Here is a 15,836-nt window from a genome sequence, read left to right as displayed (position 1 = left end):
CTTGCGATGGCTGACGGTACCACTGAAGCGGCGACTGACGCCTGACAATCGCCCGCAGCATGTGCACATCATCCCCCTTGTTGCTTGCATTCGGGCGCACACGCCTTGGTTTGATGACTCCTCACAGCGTAGTCATTCCTCACTCCTTTCACCTGAATTCCCGTCTCGCGAGTGACGCAATGCCGCGCTGGGCTGGGGCCACACGCCCAGCTCAGGTAAGCTTAGGCCCATTGGCCCTGGATGCCTGCCTGACGCGACTCACTGCCCGAGCGAGATCATGACCGAACGCCTGCTGGATATGCCCGCCCCCGTCGATTCCCTCTATCTGGACTTCCTGGCCGCCCTGCGAGATGCAGGCTTTGCCGGTGACATCAGTCCGGACTACGCCAACCGCACCGTGTTGTCGACCGACAACTCGCTCTATCAGGTGCTGCCTCAGGCCGTGGTCTACCCGCGCCATGCCGAGGATGTCCAGCGCATCGCGCGCCTCTCCCACGAGCCACGCTTTTCGGGCGTCACCCTGGCGCCACGCGGCGGCGGTACCGGCACCAATGGCCAGTCGCTCAATGACGGCGTGCTGGTGGATGTCTCGCGGCACATGAACCGCATTCTCGAGATCGATGTCGAGAACCGCCGAGTGCGCGTCGAGGCCGGCGTGGTGAAGGACCAGCTGAATGCCGCGCTCAAGCCCCATGGCCTGTTCTTCGCCCCGGAGCTTTCGACCTCCAACCGCGCCACCATTGGCGGCATGATCAATACCGATGCCTCCGGCCAGGGCAGCTGCGAATACGGCAAGACGCGTGACCACGTGCTGGCGCTCGACAGCGTCCTGCTCGACGGGACACGACTGTCGAGCCATGCCATCGACGACACCGAGCTCGAGACACTGTGTGCACGTGAGGATCGCATCGGTGAGGTCTACCGCACCGCACGCGCGATCGCCGATGAGCGCGCCGAGGAAATCGCCGACATCTTCCCGCCGCTCAACCGCTGCCTGACCGGCTACGACCTCGCCCACCTGCGCGAGGCCGATGGGCGTTTCAACCTCAACAGCCTGCTGTGCGGCGCCGAGGGCACGCTGGGCTTCGTGGTCGAGGCCGAGCTGAATGCGCTGCCCATCGCGCCCTGCTCGACGCTGATCAACCTGCGCTACGCAAGCTTCATGGATGCACTGCGCGACGCCAAGGCGTTGATGGCGGTCGAGGGCAATCGCCCGACCTCCATCGAGACGGTGGATGACACCGTGCTCAACCTCGCCATGCAGGACTTCGTGTGGGATAGCGTCGAGGAATTCTTCCCGGCCAGCGCCGAAGGCACCCCGGCCATCGGCGGCATCAACCTGATCGAATTCAATGCCGACAGCGAAGAGGTGCTGGATGCCAAGGTCCGCGCCTTCAGCGAGCACCTGGTCAGCGATACCAGCGTCGAGCGTCTCGGCTTCACCGAAGCCCGCGGTCGCGCGCAGATCGGTCGTGTCTATGGCATGCGCAAGCGCTCGGTGGGCCTGCTGGGCAATGTCGACGGCGAAGCCCGCCCGCTGCCCTTCGTCGAGGATACTGCTGTTCCGCCGGAACATCTGGCCGACTACATCGCCGAATTCCGCGCCGCGCTGGATGCCCGTGGCCTGCGCTATGGCATGTTCGGGCATGTCGATGCCGGCGTGCTGCACGTGCGCCCGGCGCTGGACATGAAGGACCCCGCCCAGCAGGCGATGATCCGCGAGATCTCCGATGAGGTCGCCGCCCTCACCCACAAGTACGGTGGCCTGCTGTGGGGTGAGCACGGCAAGGGCGTGCGCTCCGAGTACTCCCCTCGCTTCTTCGGCAGTCTCTACGGTGCGCTGCAGGACGTGAAGGCAGCCTTTGACCCGCACAACCAGCTCAATCCGGGCAAGATCGCCTCCCCGCGCCTGTCAGTGGCGCTGGGCGACGACGCTGGCACGAGTGACGCTGGCGCCAGCGAAGGGGGCAACGAGAGCGCCAAGCGTGATCACGCTGACAGCGCCGTCGAGGCCTTCGACCCCCGCTTGATGCGTATCGATGACGTGACCATGCGCGGCGATCTCGACCGTCAGATCGATGAGCGCGTGTGGCAGGAATACGCCAGTGCCGTCTACTGCAATGGCAATGGCGCCTGCTACAACTACGACCCCAACGACGCCATGTGCCCGTCGTGGAAGGCGACCCGCCAGCGCATCCACTCGCCCAAGGGACGTGCCAGCCTGATGCGTGAGTGGCTGCGCCTGGAAGGCAACGCCGGACGCGACGTGATCGCCGAAGCCCAGGCCGCTCGTACGCCGGGCCTCATGGGCACCGGCATGTGGCTGGCGCGTCTGCCCGCGCGCATCAGCGCCTCGCTCAAGGCGCGGCGTGCCGGTACCGCACAGGCTGAGGGTCAGTCTGACGCCAACTTCGACCAGCAGGTCTACGACGCCATGTCCGGTTGCCTGGCGTGCAAGTCCTGCGCGGGCCAGTGCCCGATCAAGGTCAACGTGCCCGATTTCCGCAGCCGCTTCCTTGAGGTCTATCACCATCGTTATCAGCGTCCGCTGCGCGATTACCTGATCGGCAGCCTCGAATTCGTGCTGCCGTGGGCCGAGCGCGTCACGCCGCTCTATAACGGCCTATTGACCAACAAGCTAGTCAGTCGTCTGCTGGAAGGCCCGATCGGCATGGTCGATGCGCCGCGCCTGTCACGCGCCAGCCTGCGCAGACAGCTCAAGAGCTGGGGCGTGTCCGAGGCGACGCCGACCCAGCTGGGCCGTCTGACCGAATCCCAGAAGGCCAGAAGCGTGATCCTGGTGCAGGACGCCTTCACCAGTCACTTCGAGGCCCAGCTGGTGATCGACATCATCGAGCTGCTGTCGCGACTCGACATCCATGTCTTCGTCGCGCCCTTTGCCCCCAATGGCAAGCCGCTGCAGGTGCAGGGCTTCACCGGCGCCTTCCAGCGTACCGCGCGTGCCCAGGCCGAGCGCCTCAAGGCGATCGCCGACTTCGGCGTGCCGCTGGTCGGCATCGACCCGGCGATGACCCTGACCTATCGTCAGGAGTACGTGAAGACCCTCGGCCCGGACGCAGTGCCCGATGTCCTGCTGCTGCAGGAATGGCTGATCAGCCTGCGCAAGCTGCTGCCGGTCGGCGTCACCAAGACGGTGCTGGGCAAGATGGACCCGGGCATGAAGCTTCTGAGCCACTGCACCGAGAGCACCAATGCCCCGGGCTCGGCCAAGGCCTGGCAGCAGGTCTACTCCGCCTTCGGCCTCAAGCTCGGGACCATCGCCACCGGCTGCTGCGGCATGTCGGGTACCTACGGCCACGAAGCGCGCAATCTCGAGACCTCGCGTGCCATCTATGACCTGTCATGGAAGGCCGTGGTCGAAGACGACGCCAATCAGGGCAAGCTGGTCGCCAGTGGCTATTCGTGCCGCAGTCAGAGCAAGCGTTTCTCCGGCAGCCAGTTGCCGCATCCGCTGCAGGCATTGCTGCCGCTGCTGCGTCGCGCCCAATGAGTGATCGCATCTGCCCGACGCCATCACGCGGGCACGACAGAGAAAGGAAATGAGGAGAGCGCGATAAGGCAACGCGACGTTGCATACCACGGAATCAATCGCTAGGCTGCGCCCTTTCGGCCTGCCGCGCGGCAGCTGAGTGGCCCTTGCCCCTGCTTCAAGACATTGCAGACAAGCAGGGGCAAGGGCCACTGACAGACGGCTGAGACACAACGAAACGATGAGCGGTGACCGCAACAGTGGCACCGCTCATTTTCGCTGACTCCAAGGAAGACACCCGATGACCGAACCTGCTCTGGCCCTGACCCTGATCGGTCTGATGGCCCTCGGCTGCCAGTGGCTGGCCTGGCGCATGCGTCTGCCCGCCATCCTGCCGCTGTTGATCGTCGGCATCCTCGCCGGCCCCGTCACGGGTTGGCTGAAGCCGGATGAGCTGCTCGGCGATCTCTTGTTCCCGCTGGTCTCGCTGGCGGTAGCGGTCATCCTGTTCGAGGGCAGCCTGACGCTGGACTTCAAGGACCTGCGCGGCCATGGCCATATCGTCAGGCGACTGGTCACCACCGGCGTGGTGATCACCGGCGTGATCGGCACCGTGGCCGCCCACTATCTGCTCGACATGCGCTGGGAGATGGCCGCCGTGCTCGGCGCCCTGCTGGTGGTGACAGGCCCGACGGTGGTGATGCCATTGCTGCAGACGCTGCGCGCGCGCGGCAACCTGACCCAGATCCTGCGCTGGGAAGGCATCATGATCGACCCGGTCGGCGCGCTGCTGGCGGTACTGGTCTATGAGTACGTCGCGCTCGGCATGACCGGCAATGCGGCCTCGCACACCCTGTTGCTGTTCGCCCAGACGGTGGGCCTCGGGCTCGGCATGGGCGCGCTGGGTGGCTGGTGCTGGGGGCTGGTGCTGCGTCATTTCTGGCTGCCGCAGAAGCTGCACAACTTCGGCACCCTGATGGTGATGCTGGGGCTGTTCGCCATCTCCAACACTCTGTTCCATGAATCCGGCCTGCTGACCGTCACCGTGATGGGCGTGTGGCTGGCCAACATGCGCGGCGTGCCGACCCAGCAGATCATCGAGTTCAAGGAGACCCTGACGGTCCTGCTGATCTCGGGACTGTTCCTGCTGCTGGCGGGGCGCCTGACCGTCGAGCAGCTGTCCCTGCTGTCGTGGCCGGCGTGGATCTTCCTGGCGGTGTTGATGTGGGTCGCACGCCCTCTGACGGTCTGGCTGTGCACCCTGGGCAGCGGGCTGACGCTGCGCGAGAAGGCCCTGCTGGCCTGGCTCTCGCCGCGCGGCATCGTCGCGGCAGCGGTCGCCTCGCTGTTCGCCCTCAAGCTCGAATCCCAGGGCATCGAGGGCGCCGAGATGCTGGTACCGATGACCTTCCTGGTCATCATCGGCACCGTGGTAGTCCAGAGCCTGCTGTCGCGTCCCATCGTCAAGGTGCTGGGCGTCGGCGAGCCACCGCCCTCGGGGTTCCTGATCCTGGGCGCCAACTCGGTGTCGCGCCAGGTCGCCCGTGAACTGGTCGATGCCGGCTTCTCGGTGCGCCTGACCGATACCAACTGGGACGCCGTGCAGGAAGCGCGCATGGCGGGCCTGCCGGTCTACTACGGCAATCCGCTGTCTGAACATGCCGCCCAGCATCTCGAGCTGACCGGCATCGGCCACCTGATGCCGCTGTCGCCCTATCGCGAACTCAATAGCCTGGCCGCGCTGCACTTCGAGCACATCCTGGGTCATGGGCGTGTCTTCCGACTCGCCGAGGACAATGGCAAGAATGCCAAGCGCCAGCAGGACCAGGCGCTGGGGCATCTGCCGCTGCTGTTCGATGGCAAGATCACCTATGCCAAGCTGGCGAGCCTGCTTTCTCAGGGCGCGCAATTCCGGCGTGCGCGTATCACCGAGAGCTTCAGCCTCGAGGATTACCGGAGAATTCATGAAGAGCGCCTGCTGCCGCTGTTCTGCATCAGCAGTCAGGGTCGCATCCGGATCGCCAACACGGCCGTGGCGCTGGAGCCCAAGGCCGGCGAGACGTTGATCAGCCTGATCCATGCCGACTCGCCGGAGCTGAACAAGTCTTCCCAGCCAAGGACCGACAAGGCGGAAGCTCCCCAGGCCGACAAGGCCGCGGGCGGCAAGTCCTCACAGACGCCGCCGGGCTCGGGGTCAGGCCCCCTGCCGGCCAGTCGACTGCCGGGCGCCGGCACCTGACAGCGGGCAGACTCAGCATCACGTCGGAACATCACGACGGTACAGCAAGGCGGAAAACACGCGGCTCGCCCATGGCGGGCCTCGTGCGTATTGACGCAGGCACGCCTCGCGCGATTCACAAAAAATCCGTCAAACGTTAGTGGCAGACTCCGACAGAGGGCAAAAATACTGGTAGAGTACGCGCCAGTTTTGGCCATACGTCCTGTGGCCAGCGCTATTGCCTTGTCCTCAACGTAACACCTACGCATTCAGGAGCTGCTTGATGCAGATCGTCATGGGCCTGGTGGGCGTCTTCGCCCTGCTGGGGATTGCCTTCCTTCTCTCTGAAAACCGACGCGCCATCAGCCTGCGCACCGTACTGGGTGCCTTTGCCATCCAGGCGATGCTGGGGATCTTCGTGCTCTACGTGCCTGCCGGCAAGAGCATGCTGCTTGGGCTCAGCGAAGGTGTACAGGCCGTAATGTCCAGTGCCAACGTCGGCATGGACTTCCTGTTCGGCGGCCTGGTCAGCGACAAGATGTTCGAAGTCTTCGGCGGCGGCGGCTTCGTGTTCGCGCTGCGCGTACTGCCGATCATCGTGTTCTTCTCCTCACTGATCGCGGTGCTCTATCACCTGCGCGTGATGAACGTCGTGATCAGCGTGCTCGGCGGCGGCCTGTCAAAGGTGCTCGGCACCAGCCGTCCGGAGTCCCTGTCCGCGGCCGCCAACATCTTCGTCGGCCAGACCGAAGCCCCGCTGGTCGTGCGCCCGTTCATTGCCGGCATGACCCGCTCGGAGCTGTTCGCCGTGATGACCGGTGGCCTGGCCTCGGTGGCCGGTTCCGTACTGGTGGGCTATGCCTCGCTGGGCATCGACCTCAAGTACCTGCTGGCAGCCTCCTTCATGGCGGCGCCGGGTGGCCTGCTGATGGCCAAGATGCTGATCCCTGAGACCGAGACCAAGACCCAGAGCGTCGAAGAAGCGCTGGGCAAGGACATCGATCGCCCGACCAACGTCATCGATGCCGCCGCCTCCGGCGCGGCCTCTGGCGTGCAGCTGGCGATCAATGTCGGCGGCATGCTGCTGGCCTTCATCGCATTGATCGCGCTGGGCAACATCATCGTCGGCTGGGTCAGCGGCCTGTTCGGCTATGAAGACATCACGCTGCAGCTGCTGCTGGGCTATGCCTTCGCCCCGGTGGCCTGGGTCATCGGCGTGCCGTGGCACGAAGCCATCCAGGCGGGTAGCTTCATCGGTCAGAAGCTGGTGCTCAACGAGTTCGTCGCCTTCGCCGACCTCGCCAGCCACCAGATCAAGCTGTCCGAGCACTCTGAAGCCATCATCATCTTTGCACTGTGCGGCTTCGCCAACCTGTCCTCGGTCGCCATCCTGATGGGCGGTCTGGGGCTGATGGCTCCGAACCGTCGCGGTGATATCGCGCAGATGGGCATGAAGGCGATTCTCGCCGGCACGCTCTCCAACCTGATGTCAGCGAGTCTCGCCGGTCTGTTCCTGTCTCTCTAGAGACGCTCGCTTGTGAGCCAGTCTCCAGAGAGCTGGCTTTCTGTAGCACGAGCTTCCATCGAGCAGATACCGCCATCTGGCCAGACCGTCATCTCGACAACGCCCGCCCCGTGCGGGCGTTGTCGTATCTGGCACAACCGAAGACTTACCCTCTGACGCAGCCTCTGGCTTACCCTCTGACTTTTCCCCCTGAATGACCGCACCTGAGCGGCCCTGGGTGGCAGCCTGCGCAACGCCGGTTTGCCGATTGACTCCCTCACCCCCGCCCCAGACAATAGTTCACGTTGAAGCCAGGGTGTTCGGGAAACGGGTGAAAACCCCGTACTGCCCCCGCAACGGTGATCGCAACGCTCATGCAGGTCGACCACGATCGACAAGATCGACACGGCCAGCCACTGCCTCCGGGAGGTCCTGTTATTCAGGCCTCCCCCAAGGGAAGGAGGTGGGAAGGCGCATGAGAGGGTGAGACTCCTGCCATTGGAGTCCACCAGGCGTCAGTCCGGAGACCGGCCCTCGCTTCCACACTGGTTGATGCGGAGGGCCTCACCAGTGGCAAGTCTCCCGCGACGGGCCTGCTTGATCAGCGCGCGCGGGGGGCGTGTGCTCGCGCACCCTGTCACGCTGTCCTCCTCATTGCGTCTGACGCTTGAGGATCATTCATGAAACACAACAACACTCGTGGTCGCGCATCTGCGCAGGCCAGCTTCATCCTCGTCGGTAGCCTGCTGCTGCTGACCCCGCCCGCCGTCGCTGCTGATGCGCTGACCACCGATTCATCCGAGGACCTGGACACCGTTCAGGTCACCGCCAATCGCATTCCGCAGCTGCAGAATGATGTGCTGGCCAGCACCGACGTCATCACGCGTGACGAGATCGATCGCCTGCAGGCCAATTCGCTGGTCGATCTGCTGCAATCACGCAATGGCATCGAGGTCGCCCGCAGCGGCCCGATGGGCAGCCAGACCAGCCTCTTCATGCGCGGTACCGAGTCCGACCACACCTTGATTCTGGTCAATGGCCAGCGTGTCGCCAACAGTGCCGATGGCCTGGCGCATTTCGAGTTCCTGCCACTCGCCGCCGTCGAGCGTGTCGAGATCGTGCGTGGTCCGCGTGCCAGCGTCTACGGCGCCGATGCCATCGGCGGTGTGATCAACCTGATCACGCGTGGCGGCAACGAAGTCGGTCAGCATGCAGAAGTCACCCTGCGTGCCGGCAGCGACGGCACCTTCCGCCAGAACGCCCAGTTCAGCTCGGTGGAAGACGACACGCGCCTCTCGGCCAATCTCCATCATGATGAGAGCGATGGCTTCTCGGCCCGCGATACCGGCAGTGAAGAGGATGGCTACGAGGCCACGGGCGCCGAACTGCGTCTTGGCCACGACTTCGGTCAGCAGGCCACGCTCAGCCTCGGCGTCGCCAACACCGAGACCGATTACGACTATGACGACTGCTACGACAGCAGCTCCAGTGCCTCGGAAGACTGCCACGGCGAAGGCAGCCAGATGGTATTGGATGCCAGCCTGCTGACGCACCTGAACCCGAACTGGGACATGACGGTCAGCGTGGCGCGCACGCGGGATGAGTACGAGAACACCCAAGCCGGCAGCGATGCCGGGCGTGTCGCCAGTACTCGCAACGAGGTCGGCCTGCGCCACGACTTCTACACCGACCTCGGCACGCTCAGTCTGGGGGTGGACCATCGCGAGGAAAGCCTGGATGCCGAGGGCTACAGCGTCGATAGCCGCTATGCCACCGGCGTCTACGGCAGCTGGCATCTTCAGCAACAGCGTCACCACGTCACGACCAGCCTGCGTTATGACGACGACAATCGTTATGGCCATCAGATGACGGGCGGCTCCAGCTACGCCTATGACCTGACGGCCGCGCAACAGCTCGGTGCCAGCTATTCCAGCGCATTCAAGGCACCGAACCTGATCGACCTCTACAACCCCTATGGCTCCGGCAATCCGGACCTCGATGCCGAGACCTCCACCACGGCCGAGCTATTCTGGCGCCTGCAGCGACACCACTGGCATCTGGGCCTCAATGCCTTCCAGACCGATATCGACAATTTGATTACCTATGATCAAAATGCTCAAACTTCTTACAATGTAAATAAGGCCCGCATTCAAGGCATTGAATTAAGTACTGGCTGGAAAAATGATAATTTAACCATCAAGACCTCTACTACTTGGCAGAATCCTATAGATAAGACTAACAATACCCAATTATCTAGACGCGCCAAGCGCTTTGCGCGCATCGATGTAGATTACGCATTCGACGACTGGAGCTTCGGAACCACTCTTCGTGGCTCAAGCAGGCGTGATAACAGTCAATATGATGACTATAAAATCGCTGGCTATGGCGTGGTCGATCTGCGCACCAGCTGGCAGGTGATGCCGAACGTCAAGCTGAGCGCCAAGCTGGATAACGTCTTCGATCGCGAATACCAACTGGTCAATGGCTACAACACCCAGGGCCGTTATGTGGAAGGTGGCGTCACCTTCTTCTTCTGAGCGGCTTTACCGGGGTGCCTCTATTGAAGAGCCTCGGGCGACAAGCAGCCACACATACCACAGCACCGATCACAGCACCGTCCCCCGGGACGGTGCTGTGCCTTTGACTACGGAGCATACGCATGACGGATCGCAATACCCGCCACAAGGCCGCGATGGAAAAACTCAAGTCGCATGTCGATGACAAGGTGGCGCAGGCCACTGAGGAGCGCGGCCAGCTGCTGGTGTTCACCGGCAATGGCAAGGGCAAGACGACCGCCGCCTGGGGCACCATCACCCGCGCGCTGGGCTATGGCTACAAGGTCGGTGTCATCCAGTTCATCAAGGGGCTGTGGGAATGCGGCGAGCGCGAACGGCTCGCCGAGGATGCCAATCTCGAAGTGCATGCCATGACCACCGGCTTCACCTGGGACACCCAGAATCGTGAGGCCGATACCGCCGCCTGTCAGGCCGTTTGGCAGCAAGCGCAGCGCCTGATGCGCGATGACAGCGTCTATCTGGTGGTGCTCGACGAGCTGACCTACATGGTCAAGTTCGGCTATCTGCCGCTGGAGGAGGTGATGACGGCACTCGAGAATCGCCCTGCGGTGCAGACCGTCATCATCACCGGGCGCAATGCCAATCGTGAAATCGTTGCCTGTGCCGATACCGTCACCGAGATGACCGAGATTCGCCACGGTTTCAATCATGGTCTCAAGGCGCGGCGCGGCATCGATTTCTGAGCGCCCGACGCGCTTATTCCGATGCCCTCAGTCCGACGCCGGCACCTTCGCGATGGCAGCGCAGACCTCTGCCATCGCCTCGACACTGCGCGGGCCGGGACGGCTGATCAGGTCAGGAGTCAGACCCGCCAGTGCCACCTCGGAAAGCGGCCCAGCCTCATTGCGCCAGGCGGCAATCCACTCCTCGCGCGCCGGCCCCTTCGCGACCGGATGCAGAATCAGACGCGGCCTGGCCAGCCACAAGGCTTCCCGATTGATCTGCGGCACCACGGCGGGCGAGTCCGTCAGCAGCGGCTCACCGCCGCAGCGCCGAATCAGCTCATTGACCAGGTGATTGCCACCCAATGTCGTCATCGGGCTCTCCCCCAGCTGGAAGAAGACCGGCAAGGGGTCGCTGTCGCGCGCGCGCTCCAGCTGCTCGATGCGCGCTGCGAGCGTCGTCACATGCTTATCCGCGATGTCACGGGTGCCCAGCAAGGTGCCAAGCCGAGTGATATTGGACAGCACGTCGTCGAGTGTGGCGGGCTCGCTGACGAAGACGGGCATCCCCAACGCTGTCAGACGCTCATGCATCTCACCGGAAAGCCCGCTGCCCCATGCCACGATCAGATCAGGCCGGGCACTCAGCAGCGCCTCCAGGTTGGGGCCGTGATAGCTGGCCAGGCGCGGCAGCTCGCTGACCGCAGGGGGATGATCACTGCCCTGACTCACACCGATCAAGGCCGGCAAGCCTCCCGCCGCCGCCACCAGCTCGGCCGCGTGCGGGGCCAGCGTGACCACCCGCTGCGCTGGCTGTGACAGCGTCACGACGTCGCCTGCATCGTCGATCACCTCACGCCCTGCGGCCAGGGCAGGCAGCGCCATCAGCAATGTCATGACGAGCACCAACACTGCCTGTGCAGCGCCACGTATCCAGCGCAGTCTCTCGTGTACCTTCACGCATCGCCCCCATTGCTGATACTTTCAAGCCTATCGCGCCCGCATTCATGCCCCTCACCAAGCGCCAGGCAACAATGTTGCCACTTTACTCAAGGGAATTCCCATGCTGATGAACTACGCCACCAGAGGCCCCGCCCCCCTCGCCCAGCGCCTGCGTCGTACCGCCATGCTATGCGGCCTGGCGCTATGCACCACCAGCGCCACACACCTGGCCCGCGCCGACCAGACGCCCGCACCGGCTCTGGTGCATGTCAGCGCCAGCGCCAGCCTGGAGGCGGCGCCCGACAAGGCAACCATCCAGGCGCGCCTGTGGGAGAAGACGCCCGCGCGCAAGGTGGATGACAAGGCTCCCGACAGCAAGGCCGAGGGCCAGGCAGCCCGCAAGGCGCGCGAGTCACTGGAATCACGCATGACGACACTGATTCAGGCACTGGAAAAAGCGGGCATCGACAGCCGTCAGATCAGCGCCGGCAGCCTCAACCTGCGTCCTGAGCAGTACTACGAGCGCAACAATGGTCAGCAGCAGCCCCAGCAATGGCGCCGTACACACCTCGAGCGTCCGATCAGCCTCGCTCTCGATGACCTGGACAAGGTACCGGAAGTCATCGACCTGCTGCTGGGCGCTGGCGTTAATCAACTGGCCGGTGTGCAGTATCAGATCAGTGAACGGGACGCCCTGGAAGACAAGGTATTGCAGGAAGCCTTGACCAAGGCACGCCACAAGGCACAACTGATGGCCGAGACCCTCGGCGCAACCCTGGGCAGCGTGCAGTCGATCAATGAGTCCTCACACAGCCCGCGCCCGCAGATGATGGCAATGCGTGCCGACATGGCAGAGGCCAAGAGCAGCGGCAGCGAATACCGCCCCGGCGAGCTGAGCCTCGAGAGCAGCGTTCAGGTCAGCTGGCATATCAAGTCTGCCGATTGAGGCAGTCGCGCAAAACGTGAGCGAGTAATCAGCAGCAGTGATCACTGCTGCTGATTACTGCCATGAAAAATACGCCAGTCGCAGAGTCTGCGACTGGCGTATTTTTTTGCCCATGAGGCAGACAATCAGCCGATCAGGCGCCCAGCTCCTGCTCGATCAGCGCCAGCGCCGCCAGCGGATCCTCCGCCTGGGTGACAGGACGCCCGATCACCAGATGGGTGCTACCGGCCACCATGGCTTCACCGGGCGTCATGGTGCGCCGCTGATCACCGGCCTGCGCGAAGCTCGGGCGAATACCCGGCGTCACCTTCAGGAACTCAGGGCCACACAGCGCCTTGAGGCTCGGGGTCTCACGTGCGGAGCACACCACACCGTGCATGCCGCTCTGCTGGGCGAGGGCCGCCAGCCGCTCGACCTGCGCAAGCGGCGTGACATCCAGCCCGATACCGGCCAGATCGGTCTGTTCCATGCTGGTCAGCACCGTCACGGCGATCAGCTGGGTATCGAGGCCGCGAGTCGAGAGCGCCTCGGCGGCGGCCTGCATCATGCGCGCCCCACCAGAGGCGTGGACATTGGTCATCCACACGCCGTGCTCCGCTGCCGCCAGCACGGCCTGGGCGGTGGTGTTGGGGATGTCATGGAATTTGAGATCGAGAAAGACCTCGAAGCCGCGTTGATGCAATGCCTTGAGAATCTCGGGACCCACACGCGTGAACAGCTCCTTGCCTACCTTGACGCGACAGCGCGCAGGATCCAGCTGGTCTGCCATGGCAAGCGCAGCACTCATGTCCGGGTAGTCGAGGGCGATGATCAGGGGGGAAGTCGTGGCAGGCATCCGGGCTCCAGGCGATGTGGCAGGCGCAATGACAGGAGGTCATGGGCTCGGGGCAACATTATAGCGCTCGGCTCTGTCGTTGTATGCCCAGGGAAAGATGAATCGAATCAGCAGGCTAACGCTCGTAGTGCTTTCTTGCGTTGAGCGCAGAAAGCCGCGCAAGGATGAGAAATCGTTTAAATCTAAATGACTACAAATCTAATACCTGAGCCAGAGTATTTCTCGCGCAGGGCCTCGGGTGGTCGCCCCGCGCACTTCCAATCGACCGCCCTGATGTGAGCATAGGAAGCGACCATGAAAACCCTGCTAGGAACACTTCTCGTGACCAGCCTGCTGGTACTGTCACCGACCAGCCAGGCCGCAGACATGAACATCAACACCGCCACTGCCGCACAACTGACCGAGCTCAAGGGCATCGGTGGCAAGAAGGCCCAGGCCATCATCGAGTGGCGCAAGGCGAACGGCCCCTTCACCGACGTGGCACAGTTGACGGAAATCAAGGGAATCGGCCCCAATACGCTCAAGCGAATGAACACGACATTGACGCTGGGCGAGCCGGGCAAGCCAAGCAAGAAGACCTCGGCCATCAACACGAAGAGCCCGTCGGTCAAGCAAGACGGGGCTATCCAGAAGAGCCAGACTGTCAAGAAAAGCCAGGCTGTCAAGAAAAGTCAGAGCATCGACAAGACCACCACCGGGAAGGCCGTCGACTCCCACAAGGAAGTCGAGAGCCTCAAGACTGCCAGCAACAATAGTTGAGCCGTCTCGCCGGGCAGGCAACCTCGTGTCAGTTGCGGGGCTGCCTGCCCAGCGACTCTCTTTCTCCCAGAGAACTGGCAAGAACTGGCAAGAACTGGCAAAAGCTTTCAAGCAGCCCGCAGACAAGCCAGCGTCATGCAAACGCAGTGCTAGCCATTTCCCCACTGAACCCCACAACCAAAAAAGCCGACCCGAAGGTCGGCTAGCGGGGTTTCCCCCTCCCCTGACGGCGAATCGGCACCTGCAAAAGCCCGATTCTGACAGCGGCCATCCTGGCCTGCCCCTTCCCCAAGGGGCTCCCTGAATGCCAGCCTCTGTCGGCAGCTGACACCAGTGCTTCTGATATCAATAGCTCTGACATCAATAGCTCTTTCGCCTGTGTCGGCCTGCTGCGGCCTCGACAAGGACACTCTACCCCTCCACGCCCCGCACGAATCTGATCTGCATCAAGTCCTGAAGGCTTCACGGCTCGATCCGTGCGGCTGGCGCGCAGACGACTGATCCATATCAATTTTCTCCATCGCTACAGGCCCCAACAACAGACAGCCCCGCTGCCGAGGATTCCGGCAGCGGGGCTGTCTGTTGTTGAAGAGGGGCTGCAACGATGAGCTTGAGCGTCGCACCCATCCGCAATGCCTACTTCAGCGACGCACCTTCTTGTCTTCGATCTCGGTATGACTGACATCGAGACCGAGCGGATGACCGGCCGAGAGTTCGGCACGCGTGGCATCGCGCACTTCCAGCACTTCGACTTCCCAGCTCAGCGCCTGACCTGCCAGCGGATGATTGGCATCGACCTTGACCTGCTGCTCACCGACTTCCAGCACCGTGACCGACCGCTGGCCTTCCGGGGTGCGGGCCTGAAAGCGCATGCCGGCGTTGATCTCACCCGGGCCGAAGGCATCACGCCCGAAGTACTGCACCAGGCCTTCATCCCGCTCACCGAAGCCTTCGGCTGGCGTCAGATTGACGACCTTGCGGTCGCCGACATCGCAGCCCTCAAGCGCGCTCTCGAGCGCTGCCAGAATATTGTCGTGGCCATGCAGGTAATCCATCGGCTCACGCTCAAGGGAGCTATCCAGCACAGTGCCATCAGCGGTGCGCAGGGTGTAATGCAGGCTGACGACCTGCTGGGAAGTAATCGCCATGGGAACCACTCCAGAAGAAAGGTGCAATGCGGTCTCGCGGATCAAGTCGGATGAGACAGGACGGCAGCTCAGCTTTCACTACGCCGCAGCTGACGACTGGACAGCTCGACACGCTGTTGCTGATTGATCAGATTGAGCAACACGATGACGCGCTCATCGCCCTTCGCGCTCTCGAAGACGCCACTGAGCGAACTCAAGGGGCCATCGATGATCTCGACCTGCTCGCCGGCCCGGAAATAGACATTCTCCGGCGGTTGCTCCTGGCGTTGCTCGCCGCTGGCGATCAGGGCTTCCACCAGGGGCGTCGGCACCGCCGTCGGTGTGTTGCCGAAGCTGACCAGCTTGAGCACGCCACGGGTCGAGCGAATCGGCCGCCAGTTGTCATCCATCTGATCAAGGCGTATGAACAGGTAATAGGGGAAGAGCGGCTCTTCGACCCAACGCAGCTTGCCGCCGCGCTTCTTTTCCACCTCCAACAGGGGGTGGAAGACGTGAAATCCCTGATTGGTGAGGTTCTCCGCCGCACGGAAGGATTCCCCGCCCTTGCACTGGATCAGATACCAATGCGCCTTGGCAGCTTCTCGGGCTTCACTCATGATGACCTCTCATTGCCTGCCTGCCCCACTCATGCGTGTCTCGACCTGCATCATGCCTGTCGGCTGACCGGCAGGACAATGCATGGCTCTTGCCCTCAGGCAGTGCGACAATCCGGCCATGAATGACGCAAGCGGCAGATAGCCGCTCACCGTGCGTGTG

Annotated in this window: 11 protein-coding genes and 1 riboswitch; of the genes, 7 read left to right on the top strand and 4 right to left on the bottom strand. The window is 63.1% G+C overall.

Translation table 11 applies throughout. From position 1 onward, the window contains the following. Nucleotides 1-277 precede the first annotated feature (277 nt). The 5 genes from LCW13_RS04010 to cobO all read left to right on the top strand — a co-directional run bounded on the left by LCW13_RS04010 (nt 278) and on the right by cobO (nt 10,471). The gene (locus LCW13_RS04010; protein ID WP_225347644.1) at nt 278-3,511 is read left to right on the top strand and encodes an FAD-binding and (Fe-S)-binding domain-containing protein; all 3,234 of its coding nucleotides are present in this window, start codon (nt 278-280) and stop codon (nt 3,509-3,511) included. Between the two features lie 280 nt (nt 3,512-3,791). After that, on the top strand, nt 3,792-5,729 hold the full coding sequence (locus LCW13_RS04005; protein ID WP_225347643.1) for a cation:proton antiporter: 1,938 nt from the start codon (nt 3,792-3,794) through the stop codon (nt 5,727-5,729). Nucleotides 5,730-5,991: 262 nt separating this feature from the next. Continuing rightward, on the top strand, nt 5,992-7,233 hold the full coding sequence (locus tag LCW13_RS04000; protein WP_043332439.1) for a NupC/NupG family nucleoside CNT transporter: 1,242 nt from the start codon (nt 5,992-5,994) through the stop codon (nt 7,231-7,233). A gap of 276 nt (nt 7,234-7,509) precedes the next feature. After that, a riboswitch (cobalamin riboswitch) is annotated at nt 7,510-7,762 on the top strand. Nucleotides 7,763-7,892: 130 nt separating this feature from the next. Continuing rightward, complete coding sequence (locus LCW13_RS03995; RefSeq protein WP_225347642.1) at nt 7,893-9,749, top strand: TonB-dependent receptor domain-containing protein; 1,857 nt, start codon at nt 7,893-7,895, stop codon at nt 9,747-9,749. A 122-nt stretch (nt 9,750-9,871) separates the two neighbouring features. Continuing rightward, nucleotides 9,872-10,471 (top strand): cob(I)yrinic acid a,c-diamide adenosyltransferase, encoded by a 600-nt coding sequence (gene cobO / locus LCW13_RS03990; protein WP_225347641.1) that lies wholly within the window; start codon nt 9,872-9,874, stop codon nt 10,469-10,471. Between the two features lie 27 nt (nt 10,472-10,498). On the opposite strand, the gene LCW13_RS03985 is transcribed toward cobO, so the two are convergent. After that, complete coding sequence (locus LCW13_RS03985; protein WP_225347640.1) at nt 10,499-11,347, bottom strand: helical backbone metal receptor; 849 nt, start codon at nt 11,345-11,347, stop codon at nt 10,499-10,501. Between the two features lie 166 nt (nt 11,348-11,513). Between LCW13_RS03985 and LCW13_RS03980 the strand changes: the two genes are divergently transcribed. Then, entirely contained in the window at nt 11,514-12,338 is an 825-nt protein-coding gene (locus LCW13_RS03980) for an SIMPL domain-containing protein (RefSeq protein ID WP_225347639.1), read from the top strand. 133 nt (nt 12,339-12,471) lie between these two features. On the opposite strand, the gene pyrF is transcribed toward LCW13_RS03980, so the two are convergent. Further along, entirely contained in the window at nt 12,472-13,173 is a 702-nt protein-coding gene (gene pyrF / locus LCW13_RS03975; RefSeq protein WP_225347638.1) for an orotidine-5'-phosphate decarboxylase, read from the bottom strand. A 294-nt stretch (nt 13,174-13,467) separates the two neighbouring features. Between pyrF and LCW13_RS17505 the strand changes: the two genes are divergently transcribed. Beyond that, entirely contained in the window at nt 13,468-13,932 is a 465-nt protein-coding gene (locus tag LCW13_RS17505) for a ComEA family DNA-binding protein (protein WP_263643035.1), read from the top strand. Between the two features lie 641 nt (nt 13,933-14,573). On the opposite strand, the gene LCW13_RS03965 is transcribed toward LCW13_RS17505, so the two are convergent. Together LCW13_RS03965 and rfaH are read right to left on the bottom strand one after the other, a co-directional pair. Further along, nucleotides 14,574-15,080, bottom strand: coding sequence for an FKBP-type peptidyl-prolyl cis-trans isomerase (locus tag LCW13_RS03965; protein ID WP_043332448.1), 507 nt, complete (start codon nt 15,078-15,080; stop codon nt 14,574-14,576). 68 nt (nt 15,081-15,148) lie between these two features. Then, nucleotides 15,149-15,676, bottom strand: a complete 528-nt coding sequence (gene rfaH, locus LCW13_RS03960) for a transcription/translation regulatory transformer protein RfaH (protein ID WP_176676340.1) — start codon at nt 15,674-15,676, stop codon at nt 15,149-15,151. Between the last annotated feature and the right edge of the window lie 160 nt (nt 15,677-15,836).

The organism is Cobetia amphilecti, from assembly GCF_020217465.1.
Classification (GTDB): Bacteria; Pseudomonadota; Gammaproteobacteria; order Pseudomonadales; family Halomonadaceae; genus Cobetia; species Cobetia amphilecti.
The sequence above is the reverse complement of the archived record's forward strand: the minus strand, read 5'-3'. Positions and strand labels throughout refer to the sequence as shown.